This is a genomic window from Pseudomonas sp. D5(2026), assembly GCF_057766845.1.
The window spans coordinates 4439616-4465783 of the sequence record NZ_CM173421.1; the positions used below are offsets into that span (position 1 = coordinate 4439616).

24 protein-coding genes are annotated in these 26168 nt (G+C 62.7%); 8 read left to right on the forward strand and 16 right to left on the reverse strand.

Annotated elements, in window-relative coordinates; genetic code table 11:
* Positions 1–4: 4 nt before the first annotated feature.
* The 5 genes from AC3B5Q_RS20555 to xerD form a co-directional block, all read right to left on the reverse strand.
* The gene (locus tag AC3B5Q_RS20555) at positions 5–424 is read right to left on the reverse strand and encodes a response regulator (protein WP_028696992.1); all 420 of its coding nucleotides are present in this window, start codon (positions 422–424) and stop codon (positions 5–7) included.
* A 130-nt stretch (positions 425–554) separates the two neighbouring features.
* Positions 555–1964, reverse strand: coding sequence for a threonine synthase (gene thrC, locus AC3B5Q_RS20560; RefSeq protein WP_003252159.1), 1410 nt, complete (start codon positions 1962–1964; stop codon positions 555–557).
* 60 nt (positions 1965–2024) lie between these two features.
* A complete protein-coding gene (locus AC3B5Q_RS20565) occupies positions 2025–3329 on the reverse strand; it encodes a homoserine dehydrogenase (RefSeq protein WP_003252157.1) in 1305 nt (434 codons plus the stop codon).
* Between the two features lie 83 nt (positions 3330–3412).
* The gene (locus AC3B5Q_RS20570) at positions 3413–4156 is read right to left on the reverse strand and encodes a thioredoxin fold domain-containing protein (RefSeq protein ID WP_021785708.1); all 744 of its coding nucleotides are present in this window, start codon (positions 4154–4156) and stop codon (positions 3413–3415) included.
* Between the two features lie 153 nt (positions 4157–4309).
* On the reverse strand, positions 4310–5206 hold the full coding sequence (gene xerD / locus AC3B5Q_RS20575) for a site-specific tyrosine recombinase XerD (RefSeq protein WP_003252154.1): 897 nt from the start codon (positions 5204–5206) through the stop codon (positions 4310–4312).
* A 68-nt stretch (positions 5207–5274) separates the two neighbouring features.
* On the opposite strand from xerD, the gene AC3B5Q_RS20580 reads away from it, so the two are divergent.
* Positions 5275–7080, forward strand: a complete 1806-nt coding sequence (locus tag AC3B5Q_RS20580; RefSeq protein ID WP_021785709.1) for a cation:proton antiporter — start codon at positions 5275–5277, stop codon at positions 7078–7080.
* A gap of 3 nt (positions 7081–7083) precedes the next feature.
* Here the strand turns inward: AC3B5Q_RS20580 and AC3B5Q_RS20585 are convergent, their stop codons facing one another.
* From AC3B5Q_RS20585 to ffh, 6 genes are all read right to left on the reverse strand, one after another.
* A complete protein-coding gene (locus AC3B5Q_RS20585) occupies positions 7084–7491 on the reverse strand; it encodes an acyl-CoA thioesterase (protein ID WP_014592194.1) in 408 nt (135 codons plus the stop codon).
* 94 nt (positions 7492–7585) lie between these two features.
* Complete coding sequence (gene rplS, locus AC3B5Q_RS20590) at positions 7586–7936, reverse strand: 50S ribosomal protein L19 (protein WP_003252148.1); 351 nt, start codon at positions 7934–7936, stop codon at positions 7586–7588.
* A gap of 42 nt (positions 7937–7978) precedes the next feature.
* Positions 7979–8731 carry a tRNA (guanosine(37)-N1)-methyltransferase TrmD gene (trmD, locus tag AC3B5Q_RS20595; protein ID WP_003252146.1) on the reverse strand — a complete coding sequence of 251 codons (753 nt, stop codon included), beginning with the start codon at positions 8729–8731 and terminating at the stop codon, positions 7979–7981.
* A gap of 3 nt (positions 8732–8734) precedes the next feature.
* Entirely contained in the window at positions 8735–9271 is a 537-nt protein-coding gene (gene rimM, locus AC3B5Q_RS20600; RefSeq protein ID WP_003252144.1) for a ribosome maturation factor RimM, read from the reverse strand.
* Positions 9272–9276: 5 nt separating this feature from the next.
* Positions 9277–9528 (reverse strand): 30S ribosomal protein S16, encoded by a 252-nt coding sequence (gene rpsP, locus AC3B5Q_RS20605; protein ID WP_003252142.1) that lies wholly within the window; start codon positions 9526–9528, stop codon positions 9277–9279.
* 259 nt (positions 9529–9787) lie between these two features.
* Positions 9788–11164, reverse strand: a complete 1377-nt coding sequence (ffh, locus tag AC3B5Q_RS20610) for a signal recognition particle protein (protein WP_003252139.1) — start codon at positions 11162–11164, stop codon at positions 9788–9790.
* A 311-nt stretch (positions 11165–11475) separates the two neighbouring features.
* Here ffh and AC3B5Q_RS20615 point away from each other — a divergent pair, with 311 nt between their 5' ends.
* From AC3B5Q_RS20615 to AC3B5Q_RS20625, 3 genes are all read left to right on the forward strand, one after another.
* Positions 11476–12285, forward strand: a complete 810-nt coding sequence (locus AC3B5Q_RS20615) for a cytochrome C assembly family protein (protein WP_021785711.1) — start codon at positions 11476–11478, stop codon at positions 12283–12285.
* 9 nt (positions 12286–12294) lie between these two features.
* Positions 12295–13500, forward strand: coding sequence for a transporter associated domain-containing protein (locus AC3B5Q_RS20620; RefSeq protein WP_021785712.1), 1206 nt, complete (start codon positions 12295–12297; stop codon positions 13498–13500).
* A gap of 269 nt (positions 13501–13769) precedes the next feature.
* Positions 13770–15068 carry an MFS transporter gene (locus tag AC3B5Q_RS20625; protein WP_021785713.1) on the forward strand — a complete coding sequence of 433 codons (1299 nt, stop codon included), beginning with the start codon at positions 13770–13772 and terminating at the stop codon, positions 15066–15068.
* Between the two features lie 37 nt (positions 15069–15105).
* Here AC3B5Q_RS20625 and purT read toward each other — a convergent pair whose 3' ends face one another.
* The 5 genes from purT to AC3B5Q_RS20650 all read right to left on the reverse strand — a co-directional run bounded on the left by purT (position 15106) and on the right by AC3B5Q_RS20650 (position 18386).
* On the reverse strand, positions 15106–16287 hold the full coding sequence (purT, locus tag AC3B5Q_RS20630; RefSeq protein ID WP_488392725.1) for a formate-dependent phosphoribosylglycinamide formyltransferase: 1182 nt from the start codon (positions 16285–16287) through the stop codon (positions 15106–15108).
* 76 nt (positions 16288–16363) lie between these two features.
* Positions 16364–16831 (reverse strand): VUT family protein, encoded by a 468-nt coding sequence (locus tag AC3B5Q_RS20635; protein WP_103469424.1) that lies wholly within the window; start codon positions 16829–16831, stop codon positions 16364–16366.
* A 193-nt stretch (positions 16832–17024) separates the two neighbouring features.
* The gene (locus tag AC3B5Q_RS20640) at positions 17025–17216 is read right to left on the reverse strand and encodes a DUF1289 domain-containing protein (protein WP_162497239.1); all 192 of its coding nucleotides are present in this window, start codon (positions 17214–17216) and stop codon (positions 17025–17027) included.
* A 1-nt stretch (position 17217) separates the two neighbouring features.
* Entirely contained in the window at positions 17218–17742 is a 525-nt protein-coding gene (locus tag AC3B5Q_RS20645; protein ID WP_103443794.1) for a gamma carbonic anhydrase family protein, read from the reverse strand.
* 44 nt (positions 17743–17786) lie between these two features.
* The gene (locus AC3B5Q_RS20650; RefSeq protein WP_021785718.1) at positions 17787–18386 is read right to left on the reverse strand and encodes a CoA pyrophosphatase; all 600 of its coding nucleotides are present in this window, start codon (positions 18384–18386) and stop codon (positions 17787–17789) included.
* Between the two features lie 123 nt (positions 18387–18509).
* Between AC3B5Q_RS20650 and AC3B5Q_RS20655 the strand changes: the two genes are divergently transcribed.
* The 4 genes from AC3B5Q_RS20655 to AC3B5Q_RS20670 all read left to right on the forward strand — a co-directional run bounded on the left by AC3B5Q_RS20655 (position 18510) and on the right by AC3B5Q_RS20670 (position 26038).
* Positions 18510–19061, forward strand: a complete 552-nt coding sequence (locus AC3B5Q_RS20655; protein ID WP_021785719.1) for an NUDIX hydrolase — start codon at positions 18510–18512, stop codon at positions 19059–19061.
* Between the two features lie 22 nt (positions 19062–19083).
* The gene (locus AC3B5Q_RS20660) at positions 19084–19638 is read left to right on the forward strand and encodes a L,D-transpeptidase family protein (protein ID WP_010952551.1); all 555 of its coding nucleotides are present in this window, start codon (positions 19084–19086) and stop codon (positions 19636–19638) included.
* 160 nt (positions 19639–19798) lie between these two features.
* The gene (locus AC3B5Q_RS20665) at positions 19799–21484 is read left to right on the forward strand and encodes a ShlB/FhaC/HecB family hemolysin secretion/activation protein (protein WP_021785721.1); all 1686 of its coding nucleotides are present in this window, start codon (positions 19799–19801) and stop codon (positions 21482–21484) included.
* Positions 21485–21511: 27 nt separating this feature from the next.
* Positions 21512–26038 (forward strand): hemagglutinin repeat-containing protein, encoded by a 4527-nt coding sequence (locus AC3B5Q_RS20670; RefSeq protein WP_488392726.1) that lies wholly within the window; start codon positions 21512–21514, stop codon positions 26036–26038.
* Positions 26039–26168: the final 130 nt, after the last annotated feature.

The following is a 26168-nucleotide window of genomic DNA, read 5'->3' on the forward strand; positions in this document are numbered from 1 at the left end:
CGCTTCAGTGAGCATGCGGGGCTGGCATGACAGTTTGAATACGCCTCCCTGGGCGCACCTGCAGTGTTTGCAAGGCATGCTGCAGGCGTGGCATCGACAGCGGCCAGGGCAACTCGTCGAGCACCCACATGCCGCGTTTTCTGGCCTCTTGGGCAAGGTTTTGACGCTTTGGGGCAGGCTCGCCGACGAACAGCAATGCGCGCACTCGCCGCTGCTGGGCGAGCAAAGCAAGGCCGGCCCGGGCTGGCATGGCGTGGTCGAGGATCAGCAAGTCAGGACGACGTTCAGCGCAGAGGCAGGCGTCAAGGTCAGCGACGCTTTCGCTGATGCGCACGTTGAACACACCTTGGCCGTTGAGGGCCTGGTGCAAGAGGATCTGGTGGGACGGGCGAGCCTGGTGGATTAACACATAGGGCTGGTGCATGAGCCGCTCCTGGTGGGAGGACCGGCTAATTTATGCTTGGCACTCGGCGGACCGAATAGGATGTTTCTGATAGACCAGAGGGAAAAGGCTGAGACTTTGGGGCCGCGCTGCAGCCCCAAAAGCAATGCTATTACAGCGGCTTGCCGCGGTTGCCGTGCTGGCTGACAAAGCCCTGTACAGCCTTCAGGTCATTGGCCAGTACCGTGCAACGCTCTTCACGGCTGAACAGGTCGCTGAGGTGCGCGGGTAGTTCCAGCGCCTTGCCCACACCGGCCTTCTCCACCGCGTCCGGGAACTTGACCGGGTGCGCAGTACCCAGCACCACCATTGGCGTGTCCAGGCTGCGGCGGCACTCGCGGGCAGCCTTGACGCCAATGGCAGTATGCGGGTCGAGCACTTCACCGGTGGCGGCGAACACTTCTGCGATGGTCTCGCAGGTTTGCTCGTCGCTGACAGCCAGCGAGTCGAACAGTTTGCGGGCTTCGGTCCAGCGGTCTTGCTCGACGCTGAAGCCGCCACCTTGCTTGAAGTTGGCCATCAGCTCGGCAATCGCACCACCGTTGCGGCCATGCAGGTCGAACAGCAGGCGCTCGAAGTTGGACGAAACCATGATGTCCATCGACGGCGACAGGGTGGCGTGCAGGGTTTCCTTGACGTACTGGTTGCCGCTCATGAAGCGGTGCAGGATGTCGTTGCGGTTGGTGGCGACGATCAATTGGCTGACCGGCAGGCCCATGTTGCGCGCCAGGTAGCCGGCGAAGATGTCGCCGAAGTTGCCGGTTGGTACCGAGAACGCCACCGAGCGCGCCGGGCCACCCAGCTGCAGGGCTGCATGGAAGTAGTAGACGATCTGGGCCATGATCCGCGCCCAGTTGATCGAGTTGACGGCGACCAGGCGGGTGCCCTTGAGGAACGACTGGTCGGCGAAACTGGCCTTGACCATTTCCTGGCAGTCGTCGAAGTTGCCTTCGATGGCGATGTTGTGGATGTTGTCGCCAAAGATGGTAGTCATCTGGCGGCGCTGCACTTCCGACACGCGCTGGTGCGGGTGCAGGATGAAGATGTCGACGTTGTCGCAACGGCGGCAGCCTTCGATCGCGGCGGAACCGGTATCACCGCTGGTGGCACCGATGATGACCACGCGCTCGTTGCGTTTGGCCAGCACATGGTCAAGCAGGCGACCGAGCAACTGCAGGGCAAAGTCCTTGAACGCCAGGGTCGGGCCGTGGAACAGCTCCAGCACCCACTCGTTGCTGTTCAACTGACGCAACGGGGCGACCGCAGCGTGGGCGAACTCGCCGTAGGTTTCTTCGAGGATCTTCTTGAAGTCGGCGTCGGCGATGCTGCCTTCGACGAACGGGCGCATCACGCGGAAGGCCAGCTCGTGATAGGGCAAGCCGGCCCAGGAGGCGATTTCTTCCTGGGTGAAGCGTGGCAGGTTTTCCGGTACGTAAAGCCCGCCGTCGCTGGCCAGGCCAGCCAGCAGCACGTCTTCGAAATTCAGGGCCGGTGCCTGGCCGCGGGTACTGATATAGCGCATGGGTGCAAACCTTCGATGCTGGGGCCGGGGCCGCGCGGGCGGCCCGTCGGCAAATATTTGTTAGTTGAGCTGCTCGACGCGAATGCGCACAACCTTGCCGACCACGTCCTGCAGGGCTTCCAGGGCGACGATGGCGTCGTTGATACGCTGCTCGACCACGCCATGGGTCACCAGGATCATTGGTACCAGGCCGTCCTGCTCCTCGGCTTCCTTCTGCATGATCGACTCGATGTTGATACCACGCTCCGAGAGGATGCTGGCGACCTGGGCCAGTACGCCCGGGTGATCCTTGGCCTGGATGCGCAGGTAGTAGGCGCTTTCGCAGGCTTCGATCGGCAGGATCGGGTGGGCCGACAGCGAGTCTGGCTGGAAGGCCAGGTGCGGCACGCGGTTTTCCGGGTCGGAAGTCATGGCACGGACTACGTCGACCAGGTCGCCGACCACTGACGAAGCGGTAGGCTCCATACCCGCGCCGGCACCGTAGTACAGGGTGGAGCCGGCAGCATCACCGTTGACCATGACAGCGTTCATCACGCCGTTGACGTTGGCGATCAGGCGGTCGGCCGGGATCAGCGTCGGGTGCACGCGCAGCTCGATACCTTCCGCGGTGCGACGAGCCACACCCAGGTGCTTGATGCGGTAGCCCAACGCCTCGGCATAGTTCACGTCTGCCGTTGTCAGCTGGGTGATGCCTTCGGTGTAGGCCTTGTCGAACTGCAGCGGGATACCGAACGCGATGGACGCCAGGATCGTCAGCTTGTGCGCAGCGTCAATGCCTTCTACGTCAAAGGTCGGATCGGCTTCGGCGTAGCCCAGCGCCTGGGCTTCGGCCAGCACGTCCGGGAAGGCACGGCCCTTCTCACGCATTTCGGTGAGGATGAAGTTGCCGGTGCCGTTGATGATGCCAGCCAGCCAGTTGATGCGGTTGGCCGACAGGCCTTCGCGGATGGCCTTGATCACCGGGATGCCACCGGCTACGGCCGCCTCGAACGCGACAATCACACCCTTCTCGCGGGCTTTGGCGAAAATTTCGTTGCCGTGCACGGCAATCAGCGCCTTGTTGGCGGTGACCACGTGCTTGCCGTTTTCGATGGCCTTCAGCACCAGGTCGCGGGCGATGGTATAGCCACCGATCAGCTCGATGACAATGTCGATCTCCGGGTTGCTTGCAACTTCGAACACGTCAGCGGTAATGGGGGTACCGGTAATCTGGCAGTTCGGGTTCTGCGAGCGCATGGCGATCTGTGCCACTTCAATACCGCGCCCGGCACGGCGGGCAATCTCCTCGGCGTTGCGCTGAAGTACATTGAAGGTTCCGCCACCGACGGTCCCCAACCCACAGATGCCTACTTTGACCGGTTTCACTGTGAACTCCCCATTGAACGGCCGACACGTTTGCCGACCGTGAAACTTGCCGTCACCCCATGACGACGGCGTACTGAACTGGATTACTTGGCAAGTGCCAGCTTGGCGACCTGCGGTGCCGGCTGGTAGCCCGGAATGACCTGGCCGCTCTCAAGAACAATGGCCGGCGTGCCATTGACCCCGATCGACTGACCCAGCTGGAACTGCTTGCTGACCGGGTTGGTGCACTTGGCGGCCTTGATTTCTTTACCTTCGACCATTTTGTCCATCGCCCCACGGCGGTCGCTGGAGCACCACACTGCCTGCAACTGCTGGTCACCCGACGAACCGAGGCCCTGGCGCGGGAAGGCGACATAGCGCACTTCAATACCGCGACGGTTCAACTCGGGCACTTCGGCGTGCAGCTTGTGGCAGTACGGGCAGGTGGTGTCGGTGAACACGGTGATGTGCGACTTGGTTTCGCCCTTGGCAGGATAAACCACCATCTCGGCGGCTGGAATGCCGTTGATGAGCTTGGCAATACCTTGGCGTTCGGCTTTTTCGGTGAGGTTGACCGGCTTGCCGTCCTGGATCTGGAACAGGTAGCCCTGCATCACGAACTGGCCATCGGCGCTGGCATACAGCACGCGGCCGCCCTGCAGCTTGACTTCATACAGGCCGTTGAGCGGGCTGCTGGCCACGCTTTCCACGGGCACTTCCAGCTCGAGGTTCTGCAACGATTTACGGATGGCCTGCTCGGCACCGGCGTTGCCATCGGTTGCCGCAGCAACGGCAAAGGTACTGGCCAGCGCCAACGCGGCGGCGGCGAAAAACTGGGTCACGCGCATGGGAACTCCTGAAGGCGGACAGGGGCCGGAGGGCGCCACCTGCGGAAAATACGCGGTGACCGTGCGGCCCTTGGTGCAAACCGCCCAAGCCTACCACATCACGCTGCCCGTGAAGGAGGTCGCAAGGACCGGTCGGCGGAACATGAAAAACATTCATCCACGTGGGTGGTGCTGGGCGTGCAACTGCTGCAGACGGGCCTTGGCGACGTGGGTATAGATCTGCGTGGTCGAAAGGTCACTGTGGCCCAGCAGCATCTGCACCACACGCAAGTCGGCACCGTGGTTGAGCAGGTGGGTGGCAAAGGCATGCCGCAGGGTGTGCGGCGACAGCGGCTTGTCGATGCCGGCAACCCGTGCGTGGTGCTTGATACGGTGCCAGAAGGTCTGGCGCGTCATCTGCTCGCCGCGCTGGCTGGGGAACAGCACGTCGCTGGGCCGGCCGTTGAGCAGTTCGGCGCGGCCATCGCGCTGGTAGCGCTCCAGCCACACCACCGCTTCTTCGCCCATGGGCACCAGGCGTTCCTTGCTGCCCTTGCCCATTACCCGCAGCACACCTTGGCGCAGGTTGACCTGGTCAAGGGTCAGGCTGACCAGTTCGGTGACCCGAAGGCCGCAAGCGTAGAGCACTTCGAGCATGGCACGGTCGCGCTGGCCAATGGCTTCGCCCAGGTCCGGAGCCTGCAGCAAGGCTTCGACGTCGGCTTCGGACAGCGACTTGGGTAGCGGCTTGCCCAATTGCGGCATATCGACCTGCAGGGTCGGGTCAATGGCCACCAGCTTTTCACGCAGCAGATAACGGAAGAAGCCGCGCAGGCCGGACAGGAAACGCGCCGTGGAACGTGGCTTGTAGCCCTGGTCCAGGCGCCAGGCCAGGTGATCGAGGATCAGGTCGCGGCCGGCGTCTGGCAACGATACCGAATGCTCCTGCAACCAGCCATTGAACAGGGCCAGGTCGCTACGGTAGGACACGCGTGTGTTGTCGGACAGGCCTTTTTCCAGCCAAAGGGCGTCAAGGAACTGGTCAATCAGGGGGTGGTCGAGGGCGGGCATGAAATCTCGGTGGCAAACGAGGAAATGGCGCTTAGTCTTTCATAACAACGCCGGCATAGGGAGCCCGCATGAACGAACAGCAGATCCTTCTGAGTGTGGGCGGCATCGGCGCAGCGGCGCTCGCCTGCCAGTGGCTGGCCTGGCGCCTGAAGCTGCCGGCAATTCTGTTTCTGTTGTTGGCCGGGATCCTTGCCGGTCCAGCGCTGGGATGGCTCGACCCCGAGGCGCTGTTCGGCCCATTGCTGATGCCGCTGGTGTCGCTGGCGGTAGCGCTGATTCTGTTCGAAGGCAGCCTGACCCTGCACCTGTCGCAGTGGCGCGAGATCGGCAGTGTGGTGCATCGCCTGGTCACGGTGGGCGCACTGGTCACCTGGCTGGTGATTGCACTGGCAACCCACTGGCTTCTCGGGTTCGACTGGCCGCTGGCGATTCTCTTCGGCACCCTGACCCTCGTGACCGGCCCAACGGTGATCGTGCCCATGCTGCGCGTGGTGCGGCCAAAGGCAGCGATCGCGAACATCCTGCGCTGGGAAGGGATCATGATCGACCCGATCGGCGCGCTGCTCGCCGTGGTGGTATACAGCTTCATCATCGCCAGCGCCGAGGGTAACGGCCTGAGCCAGAGCCTTGTTACCTTCGCCGGCGTGATCTTCTGCGGTACCGCCCTGGGCGCGGCTGGGGGCTGGCTGCTGGGGCAAATCATGCGCGAACAGTGGCTACCAGAATACCTGCACAACCTCGCGTCATTGGCGGCGGTACTGGGTATTTTCATCGCCGCCAACCAGATCGTGCACGAGTCGGGGCTGCTGGCGGTCACCGTGATGGGAATGTGGCTGGCCAACATGCGCGGGGTTGATGTGCGACAGATCCTGCACTTCAAGGAAAACCTCAGTGTGCTGCTGATTTCCGGCCTGTTCATCCTGCTGGCTGCACGCCTTGACCTGCATGCCCTGCTAGGCCTTGGCCCTGCCGTGCTGGCACTGTTGCTGGTGATCCAGTTGCTGGCACGCCCCCTCAGCGTCTGGCTGGCCACACTGGGCTCGACACTCAACTGGCGGGAGCGCGCGCTGCTGGCCTGGATTGCTCCACGCGGTATCGTTGCCGCAGCCGTTTCAGCCATTTTTGCCATCCGCCTGGACCAGGCCGGCCACCAGGATGCCTTGCTGCTGGTACCGTTGACCTTCGCGGTCATCATCGGCACGGTGGTACTGCAAAGCGCCACGGCCAGGCCGCTGGCACGCTTGCTCAAGGTCGCCGAACCGGCCCCCAGCGGGTTTCTCATCGTCGGTGCCAACGAGCCGGCCCGGGCCATCGCCAAAACCCTTCAGCAATTGGGCTGTCGGGTTTTGCTGACGGACTCCAGCTGGGAAAACATCCGCGCCGCGCGCATGGACGGGCTCACGACCTATTTTGGCAACCCGGCCTCGCAGCATGCCGACGCCCATCTGGACCTGGTCGGCCTCGGGCACTTGCTGGGCCTCTCTCCTGCCGGCGAAATCAATGCATTGGCCTGCGCCAGGTTCCGTCACGATTTCGGGCACAGCCGGCTGTTCGTGCTAGCCAGCGGCCTGGAGAAACAACGCAGCGACAAACATCGGGCGGCCGAAGAGCACCGCGGGCATCTATTGGGGGCCAAGCCGATGACCTATTTGCAACTGGCCAACCGCATGCATCAGGGCGCCGAGTTGTATAGCACCACCCTGACCGAAGGCTTTGGCTGGGACGCCTACCAGGCGCTGCATGGCGAGCGTGCACACTTGCTGTTCGCACGCGATGACCATGGCTGGGTTCATGTAGCCAGCCCTGATAACCCGTTGCAGCCACAACCGGGCTGGACCCTGGTGGCATTGATCGAGCCAGCACCGGAGCCGTGACACTCAGGCGCCTGGCAGCACGGGCACCGGGCGCTTGTCCTCGTCGATGGCGACGAAGCTGAACACCCCATGGATCGCACGGTCACGGCCATCCAGGTACATGTTCTCGACAAACACATCCACCTGCACCTGCAAGCTGGTATTGCCGACCTTGATCACCGTACCCACCAGCTCGACGATCGAGCCCGCCGGAATCGGGTGCTTGAAATCGATGCGGTCGGTAGACACGGTCACCAACGGCAGGCGGCAGAAACGCGTGGCAGCGATGAACGACACTTCGTCCATCCAGGCCAGGGCGGTGCCGCCAAACAGGGTGTTGTGGTGGTTGGTGGTATTGGGGAACACCGCCTTGGTCACGCGGGTAACCGACAGCTCGGTGCGGCGCTGGATTTCCTGGTCTCGGGTAGTCATGGCAATCACATTTTCGGGGGTTCAAAACGCAAAAAAGCAGCCCGAAGGCTGCTTCTTTCTCGCTAGGCGGCCTCGGCCACCGGGCAAACTGTACTCAGGACAGTTTTTCCTTGATGCGAGCGGCTTTGCCGGACAGGTCGCGCAGGTAGTACAGCTTGGCTTTACGCACGTCACCACGACGTTTCACGGCCAGGCTGTCGATTTGCGGGCTGTAGGTCTGGAAGGTACGCTCTACGCCAACGCCGCTGGAGATCTTGCGCACGGTGAAGGCGCTGTTCAGACCGCGGTTACGCTTGGCGATAACGACGCCTTCGAACGCCTGCAGACGGGAACGCTCACCTTCCTTCACTTTAACCTGAACGACAACGGTGTCGCCTGGTGCGAAGGTCGGGATTTCCTTGCTCATCTGCTCGGCTTCGAGCTGCTGGATGATCTTGTTGGTCATGCTGTGCTCCTAAGATGGATACGCGATCCACCATCGATACGTTTAACTATCGTCCCGCTCGCGGAGATATTCCTCGAGCAGCTTCTTCTCTTCTCCAGAAAGCGAGCGACTTTCCAGAAGATCGGCGCGTCGTTCGAAGGTCCTACCAAGGGACTGCTTCATCCTCCAACGCCGGATATGTGCATGGTTGCCACTTAGCAACACGTCGGGAACACGCTGATCCGCATACACCTCAGGCCGGGTGTAGTGCGGGCAATCGAGCAGACCATCGGTGAAAGAATCTTCTTCCGCCGAGTCCACATGCCCTAAAGCTCCGGGCAGCAGCCGCGTAACCGCATCGATCAGTACCATGGCCGGCAGCTCGCCACCGGAAAGCACATAGTCACCAATCGACCACTCCTCATCGACATGAGCCTCGATAAAGCGCTCGTCGATGCCTTCATAACGACCGGCGATCAGGATCAACGATTCCTGTTCGGCCAGGCCTTTGACCGCCTGCTGAGTCAGCTTGCGGCCTTGTGGCGAAAGGTAGATCACCTTCGCCGCTGCTCCGGTCGCTTGCCTGGCGCTAACCAGGGCGTCTTCCAGAGGCTTGATTTTCATCACCATGCCCGGACCACCGCCAAACGGCCGATCATCTACCGTGTGGTGACGATCTGTGGTGTAGTCCCGCGGGTTCCAGCAAGTCACCTGAAGCAACCCTTGTTTCACCGCGCGGCTGGTAATGCCGTACTCCGTGATGGCCGAGAACATCTCGGGGAACAACGTGATGACGTCTACGCGAAGGTTACCCATCGTTTAGAAGTCCGCGTCCCATTCGACCCGCATCACGCCTGCTTCCAGGTCGATTGCCAGCACACATTGCTCTGTATAGGGCAACAGACGCTCGCGATCATCCAGGCTGCCTGCGCAGGGCTTGACCACCATTACATCGTTCGCACCGGTCTCCAACAGGTGATCGACCTTGCCGAACAGTTGTTCGTCCTGGTTGATGACCTTCAGACCTACCAACTGGTACCAGTAGTACTCGTCGGCAGCCAGGTTGGGCAAAAGGCTCCGCGGGATGCAGATTTCGTAACCGCTCAGAAGACGGGCTTCATCGCGATCGTCGAGACCTTTCAGCTTCACGACCAGGCCCTTTTGGGAGCCACGACCGCTGACCAGCTCGACCTGCTTTACCTTGCCTTCGTGCCGAAGCGTCCAGCGTGGATAATCCAACAGGTTTTCAATCGGATCGGTAAAGGAATACACCTTCACCTCGCCGCGAACGCCGTGAACCGAAAAAATCTTGCCAACGACGATGAGGTCGTCAGCCTTTTCTGGCGTCGCGTTCATACTATTCAGGCAGCGGCCTTGGCAGCTTCCTTCAGCAGCTGAGCAACACGCTCAGACGGCTGTGCACCCTGGCTCAGCCAGTAGGTGACGCGCTCTTGGTTGACCGACAGCTTGACTTCGGCGCCAGCAGCGATTGGGTTGAAGAAACCTACGCGCTCAACGAAACGGCCGTCACGGGCGTTACGCGAGTTGGTCACGGTCAGGTGGTAGAATGGGCGCTTTTTCGAGCCGCCACGGGCCAGACGAATGGTTACCATGTGAACATCGTTCCTATAGTCGGTGCTGCAGTTGATACAGCAGCTGGTACTGCAAATCTGAATGCCAAATAGGCACACGGGTGCCCAAAAGGCCGCATATTCTCGGGGAATACACGGACATTTGCAAATGACTTTTTCGGCAAGGCCTCGCCCTGCCGTCCAGATTTGCCGGTTGCGCCGCGAAATTCGCGGCTGTTGCCCCGCTACAGCGGGGGTTCTGGGCGCCTGCCCGACAAAAGGCAGGCACCCGGATCAGGGGTTACAGCTTTGGCATGCCGCCACCTGGCAGCATCCCACCGAGGCCGCGCATCATCTTGGCCATGCCGCCTTTGGCAGAAAACTTCTTCATCATCTTCTGCATCTGCTTGTGCTGCTTGATCAGCCGCCCGATGTCCTGCACCTGGGTACCGGAACCCAATGCAATACGGCGCTTGCGCGAACCGCTGATCAGGTCAGGGTCACGGCGCTCGGCCGGGGTCATGGAGTTGATGATCGCTTCCATCTGCTTGAACTGCTTTTCGGCCGCGCCTTGGGCGTTGCCCATTTGTGAGAGGTTGACCCCACCGATGCTCGGCAGCTTGTCCATCAGGCCGCCGAGGCCGCCCATGTTCTTCATTTGCTGCAACTGATCGCGGAAGTCTTCGAGGTCGAAGCCCTTGCCCTTCTTCAGCTTCTTGGCCAGCTTGTCGGCCTTGGCCTTGTCGATGGTCTGCTCGGCCTGCTCGATCAGGCTGAGCACGTCGCCCATGCCGAGGATGCGCGAAGCGACGCGGTCGGGGTGGAACGGCTCGAGTGCCTCGGTCTTCTCACCCATACCGATGAACTTGATCGGCTTGCCGGTGATTGCACGGACCGACAGCGCGGCACCGCCACGGGCATCACCGTCGACCTTGGTCAGTACCACACCCGTCAGCGGCAGCGCCTCGCCAAACGCCTTGGCGGTGTTGGCAGCGTCCTGGCCGGTCATGGCGTCGACCACGAACAGCGTCTCGATCGGTTTGACGGCCGCGTGCAGCGCCTTGATCTCGTCCATCATGTCGGCGTCGATGTGCAGACGGCCGGCGGTGTCGACGATGACCACGTCGATGAACTTCAGCTTGGCTTCACGGATGGCGGCTTCGGCGATGGCCACCGGTTTCTGGCTGATATCGGACGGGAAGAAGGTGACGCCAATATCGTTGGCCAGTGTTTCCAACTGCTTGATCGCCGCCGGGCGATAAACGTCGGCAGACACCACCATCACACTCTTTTTCTTGCGCTCCTTAAGGAAGCGCGCCAGCTTGCCGGCGGTGGTGGTCTTACCGGCGCCCTGCAGGCCCGCCATCAGCACCACAGCAGGTGGGGCGGCGTTCAGTGCGAGGTCTTCGTTGGCCGCGCCCATCAGGCTTTCCAGCTCGGCCTGGACGATCTTCACGAAGGCCTGGCCCGGGGTCAGGCTGCGCGACACCTCGGTACCGACTGCACGATCCTTGACGCTGTTGACGAAATCCTTGACTACCGGCAGGGCAACGTCGGCCTCGAGCAGGGCCATGCGCACTTCGCGCAGCGTGTCCTTGATATTGTCTTCGGTCAGCTTGGCCTTGCCGGTGACATGGCGCAGCGTCTGTGACAGGCGGTCGGTCAGGTTTTCGAACATGGTGATCCTTTCAGGCCCAGTAAAGCCGAGGTTTGTCAGGTGCCAGGGGGGAAATACACACCCGCCGGGCACAGCAAGGCGGCGATTATAGCGAAGTGCAGCGGCGACGCACACCTTGGTAGATATTCGGTGCATGTGCTGGTCTCTTCGCGGGCGCGCCCGCTCCCACAGGATCCTCACTGCTTGCAGGCCTGCGCCATACCTGTGGGAGCAGGCGTGCCCGCGAATGCCCTGACACAACCCTTCAGTCTTCCTAGAGCGGCAGAATCTATGCCAAACTCCGTCTCTTTAAGGCTCGCCACCCAGGACTTATGGTCTCCTCTCCAAGCCTCATCCCCAACCTGATCGCTGCCGGCTTATATATAGCGGCGGCCATCTACCAGGGCTCATACCTGTCTCAGGGCCGCAAGGCCGACAAGCGCCTGCTTGGCCTGCTGGGTGTCATCGCGGTCCTGGCCCAGGCCGGTGCGCTGTTCTTCCAGCTGATCACCCCGCTGGGCCTGAGCCTGGACTTCTTCAGCGCCGCCAGCCTGATCGCCGTGGCCGTCATCTCCCTGACCCTGCTGGCCTGCCTGCGCATACCCGTGGAAAACCTGCTGGTGCTGCTGTTCCCACTGGGTGCGGTGACCGCGCTGATGGCCCAGTTCGCGCCACCCGGTACGGTACCGCTGATCAACGAAGAACCCGGCATCCTTGCGCATATCCTGCTGTCGATCCTGGCCTACGGGCTGTTCACCATCGCGGTGTTCCAGTCGCTGCTGTTGCTGCTGCAGGACCACCAGCTGAAGAACAAGCACCCGTCCGGGCTGATCCGCAACTTCCCGCCGCTGCAAACCATGGAAAGCCTGCTGTTCGGCTTCCTCTGGGCCGGCTGGTGCCTGCTGTCGCTGTCGCTGATCTCCGGCTGGCTGTTCCTCGACAACCTGTTCGCCCAGCACCTGGTGCACAAGACCTTGCTGGCCTGTGTCGCCTGGGTGGTGTTCAGTGTGCTGCTGTGGGGCCGCACCCGCCTGGGCTGGCGGGGCCACATGGCCATCCGCTGGACGCTGGCCGGTTTCTGCCTGCTGATGCTGGCCTATTTTGGCAGCAAGCTGGTTCGCGAATTCATCTTGCATATCTGACGGCCGCCCATGAACACCCTGCCGTACGCACCGCTATTCGGCACTCTGGCACTGGCCCTTTTGTGGTCAGCGCTGTTCACCGCCGTGGATGCTGCCCGCCTGCAGCTCAATGGCGCACTGCGCGCCGGCGAAGACGGCCAGCCCGTGCTGCCAGCCCAGGCCTTGTTGCTGTGCGCCAGCCTGGGCAAGCTGCTGGTACTGGGGCTGGCCTGCCTGGTCGGCCAGCGCCAGAGTGGCGAGCACGGCTTCTGGCTGGCAGGCATGGCCGCCACCCTCGCCTTGCTGGTGTTTGCCGAATACCTGCCACGACGCCTGGCCCGGCGTAACCCGCAGGCGTTCGTGAGCCTTGGTGCCAGCCTGCTGAAAGTGCCCCTCGCCCTGCTGCAGCCACTGGCCTGCCTGCTTGACGGCGCCGCCAAGCTGATTCTGCGCCCGTTCCGTGCACAGCCCACAGCGGTGGCCCTGCACGCGCAGGATGCCGACGACTTCGATGAGGATGAACAGCACGAAGCGCCTCGCCATGGCATGCTCGACGGCCTGCAGTCGCTGGACAAGATCACCGTCAACGACATCCTGGTGCCGCGCAACGAAGTGGATGGTATCAACCTCGACGAGCCGATCGAACGCATCATCGAGCAACTGATCGTCAGCCGCCACACCCGCCTGCCGGTCTACCACAACGACATCAACCAAGTCGAAGCGATTCTCAACACCAAGCTGATCAGTCACCTGCTGCCCAAGGCCGAGCTGACCCTCGAAGCGCTGCACGGCGCCTGCTACGAACCCTATTTCGTACCGGAAAGCACGCCCCTGCAAATGCAGTTGTTGAACTTCCACAAGCAGCAACGCCGCTTGGGCGTGGTCGTGGACGAGTACGGCGAAGTACTGGGTATCGTCACCCTGGAAGACATTCTCGAAGAGATCGTCGGTGAGTTCGAGGACGAACAAAGCCTGGACAACCCGCATGTGCACCCGCAGCCCGATGGCACCTTCGTCATTGATGGCACCGCTTCGTTACGCGAAATCAACCGCACCCTGGGCTGGCACCTGCCCTGCGACGGCGGGCCGAAAACCCTCAACGGGCTGGTTACCGAAGCGCTGGAAAGCATCCCGGAAAGCGCTGTTTGCCTGAAGATAGGCCGTTATCGCCTGGAAATCCTTGAAACAGAGGACAATTGCGCCAGCAAGGTACTGGTGTGGACCGTGACCCGATAGCTATACTCGGGTCACGCTTACCCAGCCCCGCCGTCACGCCTGCTACCCGCACCCGGCGCTCCACGGCCAGTCCGCTCCACTGATATGCCTTGCGGTCCTGCGTCAACACCCCCGAACAGTACCCGCCCCGCCCCTACCCCCCCTTGGGCTATCGTCAGTCGGGCGCACACAACAATACGCTCCGGCGTCCGCTTAACCGTGCCATTTACATGGCATGCCATCGCGGGCCAAGCCCATGGAGCCGGACCAGACTGTCAGGGACCTATTCAATGACAAGCAGCACTTACGCCCAAGCACCCGCCGCGCCAGTCAACTCGCCTGCGCGGGTAGCCACCGCCAGCTTCATCGGCACGGCCATCGAGTTCTATGATTTCTACGTCTACGCCACCGCCGCCGCCTTGGTGATCGGCCCGGTGTTCTTCCCGTCCGGGTCGGGCACCGCGCAAATGCTGGCCGCCTTCCTCACCTTCGGTATCGCCTTCCTCGCCCGCCCACTGGGCTCGGCGTTGTTCGGCCATTTTGGCGACCGCATCGGCCGCAAGTCGACGCTGGTCGCCTCGCTGCTGCTGATGGGCGTATCCACCACCGCCATTGGCGTGCTGCCGGGCTATGACAGCATTGGCGTGTGGGCGCCGATCATTCTCTGCCTGCTGCGTTTTGGCCAAGGCCTGGGCCTGGGGGGCGAATGGGGTGGCGCGGCCTTGCTGGCTACCGAGAACGCTCCGGAAGGCAAGCGTGCCTGGTTTGGCATGTTCCCGCAGTTGGGCCCTTCAATCGGCTTCCTGGCTGCCAACGGCCTGTTCCTGACCCTGGCGCTGGTGCTCAGCGACGAGCAGTTCCGCGAGTGGGGCTGGCGCATTCCGTTCCTGCTCAGCGCCGCACTGGTACTGGTAGGCCTGTACGTGCGCCTGAAGCTCGAAGAGAGCCCAGTGTTCGCCAAGGCCGTTGCCCGCCACGAGCGGGTGAAAATGCCGGTGGTCGACCTGTTCTCCAAATACTGGCTGCCAACCCTGCTGGGCGCTGCGGCCATGGTGGTGTGCTATGCGCTGTTCTACATTTCCACGGTGTTCTCGCTGAGCTACGGCGTAACCACACTGGGCTACAGCCGCGAAACGTTCCTTGGCCTGCTGTGCTTCGCGGTTGTGTTCATGGCCCTGGCCACACCGTTGTCGGCCTGGCTCAGTGACCGTTACGGGCGCAAGCCGGTACTGATCGTCGGCGGCCTGCTGGCGATAGCTTCGGGCTTTACCATGGAGCCACTGCTGACCTCGGGATCGACCACGGGCGTGGCGCTGTTCCTGGCCATTGAGCTGTTCCTGATGGGCGTGACCTTTGCGCCGATGGGGGCACTGCTGCCAGAGCTGTTCCCGACTCACGTACGTTATACCGGTGCCTCGGCGGCGTATAACCTGGGCGGTATCGTCGGCGCCTCGGCGGCTCCGTTCTTTGCCCAGAAGCTGGTGAGCATGGGCGGGTTGAGCTGGGTGGGGGGTTATGTGTCGGTGGCGGCGGTGATCAGCCTGATTGCCGTGCTGTGCCTGAAAGAGACGCGCAATACCGCGCTGTAAGCGACTGGGGCCGCTTTGCGGCCCCAGCACTCTCGGATCAGAACTCGACCTTGACCGCCTGAGCTGCACGCGTCGCCTTGGCCCGCGCCAGTTCGACCGATTCGTCACGCGCCAGGCACACACCCATGCGACGGGTACCGTTGATTTCCGGCTTGCCGAACAGGCGAATGGCGGTATCCGGCTCGCTCAGCGCTGCGCCCAGGTTGGCGAAGCTGGTCTGTTGGGACTGGCCTTCGGGCAAGATCACTGCCGAGGCCGACGGGCCGAACTGACGCACCACCGGAATCGGCAGGCCGAGAATGGCGCGGGCATGCAGGGCGAATTGCGACAGGTCCTGGGAAATCAGGGTGACCAGCCCCGTGTCATGCGGGCGCGGCGACACTTCGCTGAACCACACCTGGTCGCCCTTCACGAACAGCTCCACACCAAACAGGCCGCGACCGCCGAGGGCATCGGTGACCGCCTTGGCCACGCGCTGCGATTCGGCCAGCGCCTTCGGGCTCATGACCTGTGGCTGCCAGGACTCCTGGTAATCGCCCTTCTCCTGAAGGTGGCCGACGGGCTCGAGGAAGGTGGTGCCGCCCACGTGGCGCACGGTCAGCAGGGTGATTTCATATTCGAAGTCGATGAAACCCTCGACGATCACCCGACCCTTGCCAGCGCGACCGCCTTCCTGGGCATAGTCCCACGACTTCTGCAGGTCAGCATCGCTGCGCAGCAGGCTCTGGCCCTTGCCCGACGAGCTCATCACCGGTTTGACCACGCACGGGTAACCCAGGTCGGCTACGGCCTTGGCGTAGTCTTCATAGGTGTCGGCGAAGTGGTACGGCGAGGTTGGCAGGTCCAGCTCTTCGGCAGCCAGGCGGCGGATGCCTTCGCGGTTCATGGTCAACTGGGTGGCGCGGGCGGTCGGCACCACGGTAAAACCTTCGTTTTCCAGCTCGACCAGGGTGGCGGTGGCGATGGCTTCGATTTCCGGAACGATGTAGTGCGGCTTCTCGGCTTCGATTACCGCGCGCAGGGCAACGCCATCAAGCATGTTGATCACATGGCTGCGGTGCGCCACCTGCATTGCCGGAGCATTGGCGTAACGGTCGACGGCGATTACTTCGACGCCCAGGCGCTGCAGCTCGATTACCACTTCCTTGCCCAGCTCGCCACAGCCGCAGAGCAGTACACGGGTCGCGGTAGGCGACAATGGGGTTCCGATACGGGTCATTTCAGGTCCTCGAAGGCATCCGGGGCCGCGCCAGACTAGGCGCCACCCGCTGAAAAAGGACCGCTATTCTACACCATCAACCGGCGACGGCGGCCCGCCGTGCGCGAAATGCCATGGCCAGCCACACCGCCGTTACACCGGCGAACTTCGAGGCCATCGCGGTGCCGATCACTACCGGGGTCAGAGCGCCGATCATGCCGAAGAAAATGAAGGTATCCACCGGGATGCTCAACGCCGAGCTGAGCCACAGGCGGTCGCGCAGGGGCCGACGGGTGATGCTGAACACCAGCCAGTCGATCAGCTCGGAGATGAAAAATGCGCTGGCGCTGGCCAGCGCGATCGCAGGCTCCGACGTGACATAGGACAGCACCAGAGCCACCAGCATGGCGAACAGGGCGCCATGACCGAAGCGGGTCTGCACCATGTCACGCAGGATAAACACCAGGCCGCCCCAGGCGGACCAGATGATGTCCAGGTGCGGGGCACTTGAGAAGGCGTAGTTGATCAGCACTACGCTGCTGATGTAGGCAATCAGATAGAACATGGCGGGCAGTCTGTGGGCAAGCCGTACAGATTACCGCTGGGCCGTTCGCGGGTAAACCCGCTCCCACAGATGTGCAGCCCTCAAGGCTGTCGCTGTACCTGTGGGAGCGGGCGTGCCCGCGAAGCTGCCACTGCGGTGCATGGCACCGGCTTCGCCGGTGTTCGCGGGTAAACCCGCTCCTACAGGGTTCGCGTCAGGCCTGCATGATGAGGCCGGCTTCTACTGCCCGTTCATGGCAACGCTTGAGCACCGCCCGACGCTCGTCGTTGTCCATCCGCCCCCAGCGACCAATCTCGGCCACGGTACGCTGGCAGCCTGTGCAGATATCCTGCTCGTCCAGCGCACAAATACTCACACACGGCGAAGCCACCGGCCGCTCGACCACTTCACTCATCATCAACCACCAGATCCCGCGCATAGCGCTGGGCATTGTGCACGTAATGTGCGGCACTGGCTTCAAGCATGCGCTTCTGCTGCTCGGTCAGTTCGCGTACCACCTTGCCCGGCGAGCCCATCACCAGCGAACCATCCGGGATTTCCTTGCCCTCGGCAATCAGTGCGTTGGCGCCGATGATGCAGTGTTTGCCGATGCGCGCACCATTGAGAATCACGGCGTTGATACCGACCAGGCTGAAGTCGCCCACCGTGCAGCCATGCAACATGGCGTTGTGGCCGACGGTTACGCCCTTGCCCAACGTCAGGGGCGAGCCCATGTCAGTGTGCATCACCGTGCCATCCTGCACGTTGCTGCCTTCGCCGATATCGATCAGCTCGTTATCCCCGCGCAACACCGCCCCAAACCACACACTGGCATTGGCTTGCAGGCGCACGCTGCCAATGAGCGTGGCGTTGGGTGCGGTCCAACTGGTGGGGTGGCTCTCGACCCGCAGGTCGCCCAGGCGATATTTCATGCTTGTTCCTCAGGCTGCGACGCAGACGGCGGGGTAGGCCCCGCTCAATTTTCGATGTAACGCTCCGGCGGCTGATGCAGGCTGATACCGGCATCGAACAGCAGGTTGACCAGCTCGACGATCATGATCGCCGACAACCCCCAGATCTTGTATTCGCCATAACGATAGCTTGGCACGAACCAGCTACGGCCCTGGTAATCGATACGGTGGGTATGGTCGCGCGGGTCCTGGCGGAAAAACTCCAGCGGCACGGTGAACACTGCCGCAATCTCGGCATCATTGGCGCGATATTCGACGAAGTCGGGAATAAGCCCGACGAATGGCGTCACTTTCAGGCCATGTAGCGAAATCAGCGGGCTGAGCGGGCCAATCACCTCCACCAGGCCAGGAGGCAGGCCGATTTCTTCTTCAGCCTCGCGCAGGGCAGTAAAAACCAGGTCCGGGTCTTCCGGGTCCCGACGGCCACCGGGAAAGGCCACTTCACCACCGTGGGTAGACAGCCCCTTGGCGCGCAGGGTCAAGACCAGCTCGGGCGCTTCGCTGCGGGTAATGGGCAAGAGGACCGCCGCTTCGGGGAACCGTCTGTCGGTTTCCAGTGATGCGGGTTGGTGGTTGCTCATTCGGCGAAGTAGCTCGTCCAGCATTGCGCACGCTCGTATCCAGGTCCTGTGTTGCATGATGCACCAAAGCCGTGAAGCACCCAAGCCCCAGCGCTTGCGGCGGCACGGTGGCCGCGCCAAGATAGCCTTGAACATAAGGAACCACACATGAAATTCTGCAGCGCGTGCGGCCAACCGGTCACTCAGCAGATCCCCGAGGGCGACAGCCGCCTGCGGTACGTCTGCGGCTCTTGCCAGACCATCCACTATCAGAACCCCAACATCGTGGCCGGCGTGCTGCCAACCTGGGGCAGCCAGGTGTTGCTGTGCCGCCGCGCCATCGAACCGCGCCGGGGCTTCTGGACCCTGCCCGCCGGTTTCATGGAAAACGGCGAAACCCTCGACCAGGCCGCACGTCGCGAAACCGTCGAGGAAGCCTGCGCCCGGGTCGGGCCGACGTCCCTGTATCAGCTGTTCGATCTACCACACATCAGCCAGGTGCATGTGTTCTTCCGCGCCGAGTTGGCGGACCTGGACTTTGCCGTCGGGGTCGAAAGCCTGGAGGTGCGCCTGTTCGAAGAACATGAGATACCGTGGGACGAGCTGGCTTTCCGCACCGTCACTCGCACACTAGAATGCTACTATCGCGACCGCATCGGCCAGCACTACCCCATAGGCCATGAATACCTGCCGCCGATGAACGTCTCGCCACACACCTAAAAGCCTTCAGGGATACTGTTACATGCGCTGGTTGCTTGCCCTTTTCTGCCTTTGCGTTACCTCGGTGTCCCAGGCGGCCTTCACCGAAACCATCATCCGCAAGCCCGCGCCGGCAGCGCAAACCCCATCGCCTTCGCAGCAAGCCATGCAACCGTTGATCGACAAGGTGCTGGTGATCAAGTCCGAGCGCCGCTTGCAGCTGATCAGCCGTGGCGAGCCGCTGAAAACCTACCGCATCTCGCTGGGCAAGCAGCCCAAGGGCGCCAAGGAACGCGAAGGCGACAAGAAAACCCCTGAGGGCTTGTACTGGCTGGACTGGCGCAAGCAAAGCGACCGCTTCAACCTGGCCATGCACATCAATTACCCGAACATCAGCGATGCCGCCCGCGCGACCCGGGCAGGGGTGAATGCCGGCAGCATGATCATGATTCACGGCACGCCGATCAACGATGAGTACCCGGAATGGTACTTCCATACCCTGGACTGGACGGATGGTTGCATTGCCATGCGCAACCGCGACATGCAGGAAGTGTGGGACTTGGTACGGGATGGAACGCTGATCGAGATCAGGCCTTGATATAGGGCCTTCCGGTTACAGTTGTAGGAACCTTCCCACCGTTTTGCGAGAACCTGCCTTACAGGTGCTTAGGCAGGGTACTGCATCCAGGCGGGTGACTTAATTTTTAGCATCCACGCAGACGAGTACGAAAACCGTACATCATTTGCGGGGTGCTTCAATGCCGTGCCTGATTCACCGCATTGCCCATTGGCTGTCGGCCGGTTGCCTTTCTGGCTTGCTGTCCATTCCCCAGGTGCTGGCCGACGACCCTGCCAGCCAGCAGCTGCGCGATCAACAGCAGGGGCTGCGGCAGCTGGAGCAACAGCAGCGGCTGGAACGCTGGCAGCGTATACCCGCCCCGGTTGAAGCGACCAACACCACCACTTCCCGCCGCCCGCACGACGATCGCTGCTGGGCAGTCGATGGCGTGCGCGTGGCGGGCATGCACCGGCTTTCGAACTCGGCACTGGCGCCGACCCTCCGTGCTTTCACACCTGCCTGCATGGGCATCGCCGACATCAACCGGCTGCTCAAAGCCATCACCCAACGTTATGTACAAGCCGGCTACCCAACCAGCCGCCCCTACCTGCGGCAGCCCCCAGCAGAGGGCATGCCGTTGGACATCGTCATTGTCGAAGGCTTTGTCGAAACCATCGAACTGGCAGGCCCCGACCTGCCCCTGTCTCTCTCCAATGCCTTCCCAGGCCTGCTTGGGCAGCCACTGTACCTGCCCGACCTTGAGCAAGGCCTGGACCAGCTCAACCGCCTACGCGCCTATGAACTGGGCGCCACCTTGCTGCCCGGCGAACTGCAGGGCGGCACCCGCGTGGTCGTGCAGCCAGGCAAGGTTGGTTCACGCTGGCACCTGGACAGCCGCTTCGACAACCGTGGCAGCGAGCTGACCGGCCGCCACCGCATCTCCCTCGGCGTTGGCCTGGACAGCCCGCTTGGCCTCAATGATGAGCTGCGCCTGTCGTTGACCAGCACGGTGCTCGATACGCCCGGCCAAAGCCAAGGCATATCGCTGTACTACAGCATCCCCTACGGCGCCTGGACCTTTGCCCTCAGCGCCAGCCAGCTAAGTTATCAAGCCCCCCTCCCCTACAGCGACAAGGCTGCCGACGGCAGCAGCAGCTATCAGGGCCTGAGTATCGAGCGGGTATTGTGGCGCAACCAGCAAGGCATGCTCAGCGCCAGCGCCCGACTGGACCGCAAACAACTGGTCAACCGCACCGCTGGCGCGGTTATCGTCCAGCAGAGCCCGACGCTGACCACGGTAGAGGCCGGCATCAACCTGCTGTGGCTCGAAAGTGGCTTGTGGAACGGCTACTTCGGCGTTGCCCAAGGCATTGACGCATTGGGTGCCGACCGTTCGCCGTTGGGTGCTCAACGCCTGCGCCCGGACTTTCGCAAATACCGCGCCAACCTGCTGCACCTGCGTCAGGGCCCGGCACCCAAACCTTGGCGCTGGCAGAGCGAGCTGGCCCTGCAGTACAGCCGCGACCCGTTGCCTGCCGTCGAACAACTGCTGGTCAGCGACGATTCGGCTGTCCGCGGCTTTCGTCTGCGCACTTACTCCGGTGCCAGCAGCGCTGTCTGGCGCAATACGTTCAGCCAAGCGCTGCCACTGACCTGGGCCCACCCCTTCGAAATACGCCCCTACATCGGCCTGGACCAGGGCTGGGTTCGTACCGCCGAAGGCAAACCGTCGCAGCGCCTGGCCGGGGCCGCCGCAGGGTTGGAACTGAGCCTGCCCGGCAGCCGCCTGCGCCTGGACTACCAACGCGCCCTGTACACCAGCGACCTGCCCCGCCCGCGGCTGGAGCCCGGCTTCTGGGTACTGGACTGGACCCTGAACATCTGATTCACCCACAACAAAGAGAACGAGAAAATGCAAACACTCTCGCAGTTACCGCCTGTTCGCCCGGATACCTTGCGCTGGGCAATCTTCTTCGCTGTGTTCGGGCCCAGTGCCGCACTGGCTCAGACCGGGCTGGAAGCAGCCAGCGGCCCCGGGGGTACCCCGGTCATCCACAACGGCCACGGGGTACCGGTCATCGACATCGTGCCGCCCAACGCCAGGGGGCTGTCACATAACCAGTTCATCGACTACAACGTTGGCACCCCAGGCCTGGTGCTGAACAACGCCACCGCAGCCGGGCAATCGCAACTGGCCGGTGCCCTGGCGGCCAACCCGCAGTTTCAGGGCCAGGCCGCCTCGACCATTCTTAACGAAGTGGTCAGCCGCAACGCCTCGCTGATCGAGGGGCCACAGGAAATCTTCGGCCGCCCGGCCGATTACATCCTGGCCAACCCCAATGGCATCACCCTCAACGGCGGCAGTTTCATCAACACCACCCGCGCGGGCTTCGTGGTGGGCACCCCACAATTCGAGGAGCAGCAGCTCAGGTACCTCGATACGCTCACTGCCAGCGGCACCCTGCAGGTACTGGAGCGTGGTCAGGACAATGCCGGTGGCGCGCTCGAACTGATCGCACCGCGCGTAGACAGCAAAGGCCTGCTCATGGCCCGCGAAACGCTCGACATCACCGTCGGTCGCAACCGTATCGACAGCCGCAACGGCGAGGTGGTCGAACACCTGCCCAGCCCCTCTTCGAGCATTGACGCCAGCCTGTTCGGCGCCATGCGCGCCGGGCGTATCCGTGTGGTAAGTACTGCCGAAGGCGCGGGTGTGCGTGTGGGGGCCTCGCAGATTCTGGGCGCCGAGGGGGTCGACATCAGCTCGGCCGGGGGCCTGCATGTCAGCGGCGCTGGCGACCGCCCGACCGAGCTGCGCAGCGAGCGTGGCCTACTGAAACTCACCGCTGCCGATGACCTGATGCTTGAAACGGTCGACGGCCAGGCCCAGCGAATCGAAGCACGGGCGGGCAAGAAGCTCACACTGGACGCCAAGACAATCGAGCACATCAAGCACGACAGTGACAGCTGGAACAAGAAGTTCTGGTTCGTCACCCGCGAAACCTACAACAGCAAAACCACCACCACCCACCAGCAGCAACAGGGCAGTCAATTGCTGGGCACCGACAGCGTGCTGTTGCAGTCCGGCGACGACATGCGCATGACCGCAGCGAAGCTGGACGCCGGTAACGAGCTGACGCTAGACAGCGGTGCCGGCCTGGACATCATCGCCGGCATCGACAGCAAGCGCATCGAACAGCAGGTGCGTCATCGCAAGGACTTATGGCGCGGTGACAGCGATAGCGACCAGCTCAAGGAAACCGCAAAGGGCAGTACCCTGAGCGCCGGGCACATGTCGATAAAGGCAAGCGACAACCTCAACGTGCAGGGCAGCAGCCTGCACAGCCGCGGCGATCTGGCTATCCAGGCAAAACAGGCAGACATCGGCACCACCACCTTGCAGGAACACGGCACCCAACGCGACTACCGAGGCGACCTGGTATCCGGTACATTCTTTGGCGATCGAAAAGGTAACGACACCAAGGGCCAGGTCGTCGCGGGCAGCACGGTAACCAGCGATGGCGAGCTCACAGTGAGAGCCGACCAGGTTGCCATCAAAGGCAGCACCGTGTTCGGCAAACAGGACGCGGTGCTCTACAGCGATAACGGTTCGCTGGCCATCGAGGCAGACCATGGCAGCACGACCTCCACCCAGCGCACCAGCGACAGTAAGCTGTTCGGCCTGATCGGCAGCAAGCACGAAAGCACGGACCGCAAACAGCAGGTACTGGTCAGCGACGTCAGCTCGACCAGCAACCTGCGCCTGGCCAGCGCCGAAGAGATGCGCATCCAGGGCGCCAAGGTCGAAGCAGGCAAGCATCTGCAAGTCGAAGCCAAAGGCGACCTGTTGATTGGCAGTGCGCAATCGGTCGATGAACGCGAAACCCGCGACCAACAACGCGGTTTCACGGCCAGCGCCAGACAGACCCAGGAAGCCGAGGATGGCAAGCCGGAGTCCCGCCAGTACGCGGCTGACGTGGCCTATGAGGTCGTTACCACCACCGCCAAGCAGCGCGCGACCACCCAGGTTGCCAGTGAGCTCAAGGGCGCCTCGGTGGGCATGAGCAGCGGCGCGCACCTGCAGGTCAACGGCAGCAAGGCCCAGGCCACTGCCGGCGACCTCGACGTGCAGGCGCGGGAAGTGACACTTGGGGCGACCCGCAATGACCGTGACACAGCCACCAGCACCACCGAAAGTGGTGGCGGGCTGACGGTAACCGGTGGCATCGACCGCCTGGGCAGTTTCTTCGAAGGCCATCACAACCGCGGGGTGCAAGCCGAACGCGAAAGCAAGGTGCAGCGCAGCGAGTTGCAGGCCAGCGGCGATCTGAAATTGCGCAGTGATGCACTGCTCACCGAGGCCGCGCACGTCGAGGCCGGCAACACCCTGCAGGTGAACGCCGAACGCATCGACAACCGTGCGGTGCAGGATACCCATGAACATGAACAAAGCCGTGACGACTGGTCGGGTAGCCTGGGCGCCAGCATCGAATACCGCGACCTGACCCGCCCTATCGAGCGCCTGGTGCTGGGTGAGGAAGCCCCGCGCTTCCAGCAAGCCTCGCCCGAAGACGCCATGGCGCCGCCCAGCGTGGGGGCCGACATGACGGTTGAACACCTCAAGCGCCTGGAAAACCAGCGCCGTGGCATTGCTCAGGTCAGTGAGTTGTCCGCAGCAAAGGTCGAGGTCAAGGCTGACACACTGGCCGACCAGGGCACAGCCTGGCGGGCCAATGCCGGCTCGCTGAAAATCGAAGCGCAGCAGCACCAGGTGAGCGCCGCCGAAAATACCCAGGAAACCACCGTTCAACGCCTGGCCTATGGTGGCGACGCGCGCCTGGACACCAGCACCGGCGAGGACTTGAATGTACGCGCCGCCGGCAAAGGAGGGTCGCTGGATAAAAAGGATATTGCCAGTACCGCCGTACCCGGCAGCCTTTACGGGCAACAGGGTATCCAGGTACAGCTGGGCAGCGATGGCCGCTACGAAGGGGCCCGCATCGATGGCGGTGAAGGCAGCGTGGTCATGCACAGTGCCGGGTCGCTGGCCTTACCCCAGGCGACCGACCAGGCCGAACAGCAGTCACGCCAGCTCGATGGCAATGCCTGGGCCAAAGTCGGCAACCGCCCGGGCAGCACCGGTGTCGATGGCCGGGGTTATCTGGACCATGGCCAAAAGCTGAGCACGCAGGGCAAGGCACAAGTGGCACAAATCGACGCCAAGGGCGAGGTAAAGCTGACCAGCACAGGCGACCTGTTGCTCGAAGGCACGCGCATTGGTAGCCGCGAGGCCAAGGCCGCCGACATACAGGTGCAAAGTGGCGGCCAGTTGCAGGTCAAGGCGGCCAGCAATACCCAGCAAGCCGCAGGCAGCAACCTGGGTGGAGGCATGGAGCTGGCGGCCAAGGCTGGCCAGACCAAGGGGGGAGCCATCGGCGGCCACTTCAGCCACGGCAAGCAAGACGAACAAGCACGGCAGGCGGTCGATGCCCAGTTTGCCAGCAACGGCACACTGACCCTGAGCAGCAGCGCCCGCGAGGACATCGCCCTGCACCTGCAAGGCCTGCAGGCCTCGGCCGAACAGATAACCCTCGACGCCTCGAATGGCGGCATGCTGGTTGAAGCCTCTTCCAGCCAGGAGCGACGCGACAACCTCGACATCTCGGCCGGCGCCGGTTTCAACATGGCCAAGGGCGCGTTGGACACCCGCGGCTTGCATGGCCGGCTCAAGGTTGAACTCGACAAGCGCGACAACCTCACCTGGAATACCAGTGACCTGCGCGCCGAGCGCATCAACCTGCAAAGCCGTGGCGATACCCGCATCGAGAGTGCCACCCTGGATGCAGGGCATATTGGCGGCACAATCGACGGTGACCTGCGCATCGCCAGCCTCAAGGACAGCGTCGACACCCTGAGCGTGAAGGGCGATGTCAGGCTGAGCCAGGAGAAAAACCCGCAGGGCTATGTCAACGCGGCCAAATCGGTGGCTGGCCCGCTGGGAGGCAAGGTCGAGAAAACGGCCGGTTCGGCCCTGAGCAAGGCAGACCCAGGGTTCTCGCCAACCGTCAGCCTCGACGTGTCGCATGCACAGCGCGACAACGTGGCGCGTCAGACCACGCTGAAAAGCAGCGACGGCATCGACCTGCAGGTCGGTGGCAACGCTCATCTGGTGGGGGCACGCTTGCAGTCGGCCAAGGGTGACGTGAGGCTCGACGCCAACTCGGTCACCCAGGAAACGCTGAGCGGTAATGACTATCGCCGTGATCTGTCGCTGGATGCGTCGAACTCACCGGTGGACCTGGGCACGGCAATCGCCGAGATAGCCAAAAGCAAAATGGCGGCGGATGGCGAAAATGCGCTGGACCTGGGCGTGTTGAGGACCAGTGGGCATAGTCGCAGCGAGCAATGGGTTTCGAGCATGCAAGGGAAGAAGCACTAAGACGCCATCGCGGCCCAGGCCATTTGGGGATATCAGAAGTCTTGTGCCCTGCTGCTGACACCCAGGCCGCGAGTCTCCCGCTTCCACAGCGATTACCACAGCCCCTGGGCTTGTGATTTCTCTGCGGGAG

Excerpts from the sequence above, each read along its gene's own strand:
- AC3B5Q_RS20555 (WP_028696992.1), bottom strand. The coding sequence starts at position 424 with ATGCACCAGCCCTATGTGTTAATCCACCAGGCTCGCCCGTCCCACCAG.
- thrC (WP_003252159.1), bottom strand. The coding sequence starts at position 1,964 with ATGCGCTATATCAGTACCCGCGGCCAGGCACCGGCCCTGAATTTCGAA.
- AC3B5Q_RS20570 (WP_021785708.1), bottom strand. The coding sequence starts at position 4,156 with ATGCGCGTGACCCAGTTTTTCGCCGCCGCCGCGTTGGCGCTGGCCAGT.
- xerD (WP_003252154.1), bottom strand. The coding sequence starts at position 5,206 with ATGCCCGCCCTCGACCACCCCCTGATTGACCAGTTCCTTGACGCCCTT.
- AC3B5Q_RS20580 (WP_021785709.1), top strand. The coding sequence starts at position 5,275 with ATGAACGAACAGCAGATCCTTCTGAGTGTGGGCGGCATCGGCGCAGCG.
- AC3B5Q_RS20585 (WP_014592194.1), bottom strand. The coding sequence starts at position 7,491 with ATGACTACCCGAGACCAGGAAATCCAGCGCCGCACCGAGCTGTCGGTT.
- rplS (WP_003252148.1), bottom strand. The coding sequence starts at position 7,936 with ATGACCAACAAGATCATCCAGCAGCTCGAAGCCGAGCAGATGAGCAAG.
- trmD (WP_003252146.1), bottom strand. The coding sequence starts at position 8,731 with ATGGGTAACCTTCGCGTAGACGTCATCACGTTGTTCCCCGAGATGTTC.
- rimM (WP_003252144.1), bottom strand. The coding sequence starts at position 9,271 with ATGAACGCGACGCCAGAAAAGGCTGACGACCTCATCGTCGTTGGCAAG.
- rpsP (WP_003252142.1), bottom strand. The coding sequence starts at position 9,528 with ATGGTAACCATTCGTCTGGCCCGTGGCGGCTCGAAAAAGCGCCCATTC.
- ffh (WP_003252139.1), bottom strand. The coding sequence starts at position 11,164 with ATGTTCGAAAACCTGACCGACCGCCTGTCACAGACGCTGCGCCATGTC.
- AC3B5Q_RS20615 (WP_021785711.1), top strand. The coding sequence starts at position 11,476 with ATGGTCTCCTCTCCAAGCCTCATCCCCAACCTGATCGCTGCCGGCTTA.
- AC3B5Q_RS20620 (WP_021785712.1), top strand. The coding sequence starts at position 12,295 with ATGAACACCCTGCCGTACGCACCGCTATTCGGCACTCTGGCACTGGCC.
- AC3B5Q_RS20625 (WP_021785713.1), top strand. The coding sequence starts at position 13,770 with ATGACAAGCAGCACTTACGCCCAAGCACCCGCCGCGCCAGTCAACTCG.
- purT (WP_488392725.1), bottom strand. The coding sequence starts at position 16,287 with ATGACCCGTATCGGAACCCCATTGTCGCCTACCGCGACCCGTGTACTG.
- AC3B5Q_RS20635 (WP_103469424.1), bottom strand. The coding sequence starts at position 16,831 with ATGTTCTATCTGATTGCCTACATCAGCAGCGTAGTGCTGATCAACTAC.
- AC3B5Q_RS20645 (WP_103443794.1), bottom strand. The coding sequence starts at position 17,742 with ATGAAATATCGCCTGGGCGACCTGCGGGTCGAGAGCCACCCCACCAGT.
- AC3B5Q_RS20650 (WP_021785718.1), bottom strand. The coding sequence starts at position 18,386 with ATGCTGGACGAGCTACTTCGCCGAATGAGCAACCACCAACCCGCATCA.
- AC3B5Q_RS20655 (WP_021785719.1), top strand. The coding sequence starts at position 18,510 with ATGAAATTCTGCAGCGCGTGCGGCCAACCGGTCACTCAGCAGATCCCC.
- AC3B5Q_RS20660 (WP_010952551.1), top strand. The coding sequence starts at position 19,084 with ATGCGCTGGTTGCTTGCCCTTTTCTGCCTTTGCGTTACCTCGGTGTCC.
- AC3B5Q_RS20665 (WP_021785721.1), top strand. The coding sequence starts at position 19,799 with ATGCCGTGCCTGATTCACCGCATTGCCCATTGGCTGTCGGCCGGTTGC.
- AC3B5Q_RS20670 (WP_488392726.1), top strand. The coding sequence starts at position 21,512 with ATGCAAACACTCTCGCAGTTACCGCCTGTTCGCCCGGATACCTTGCGC.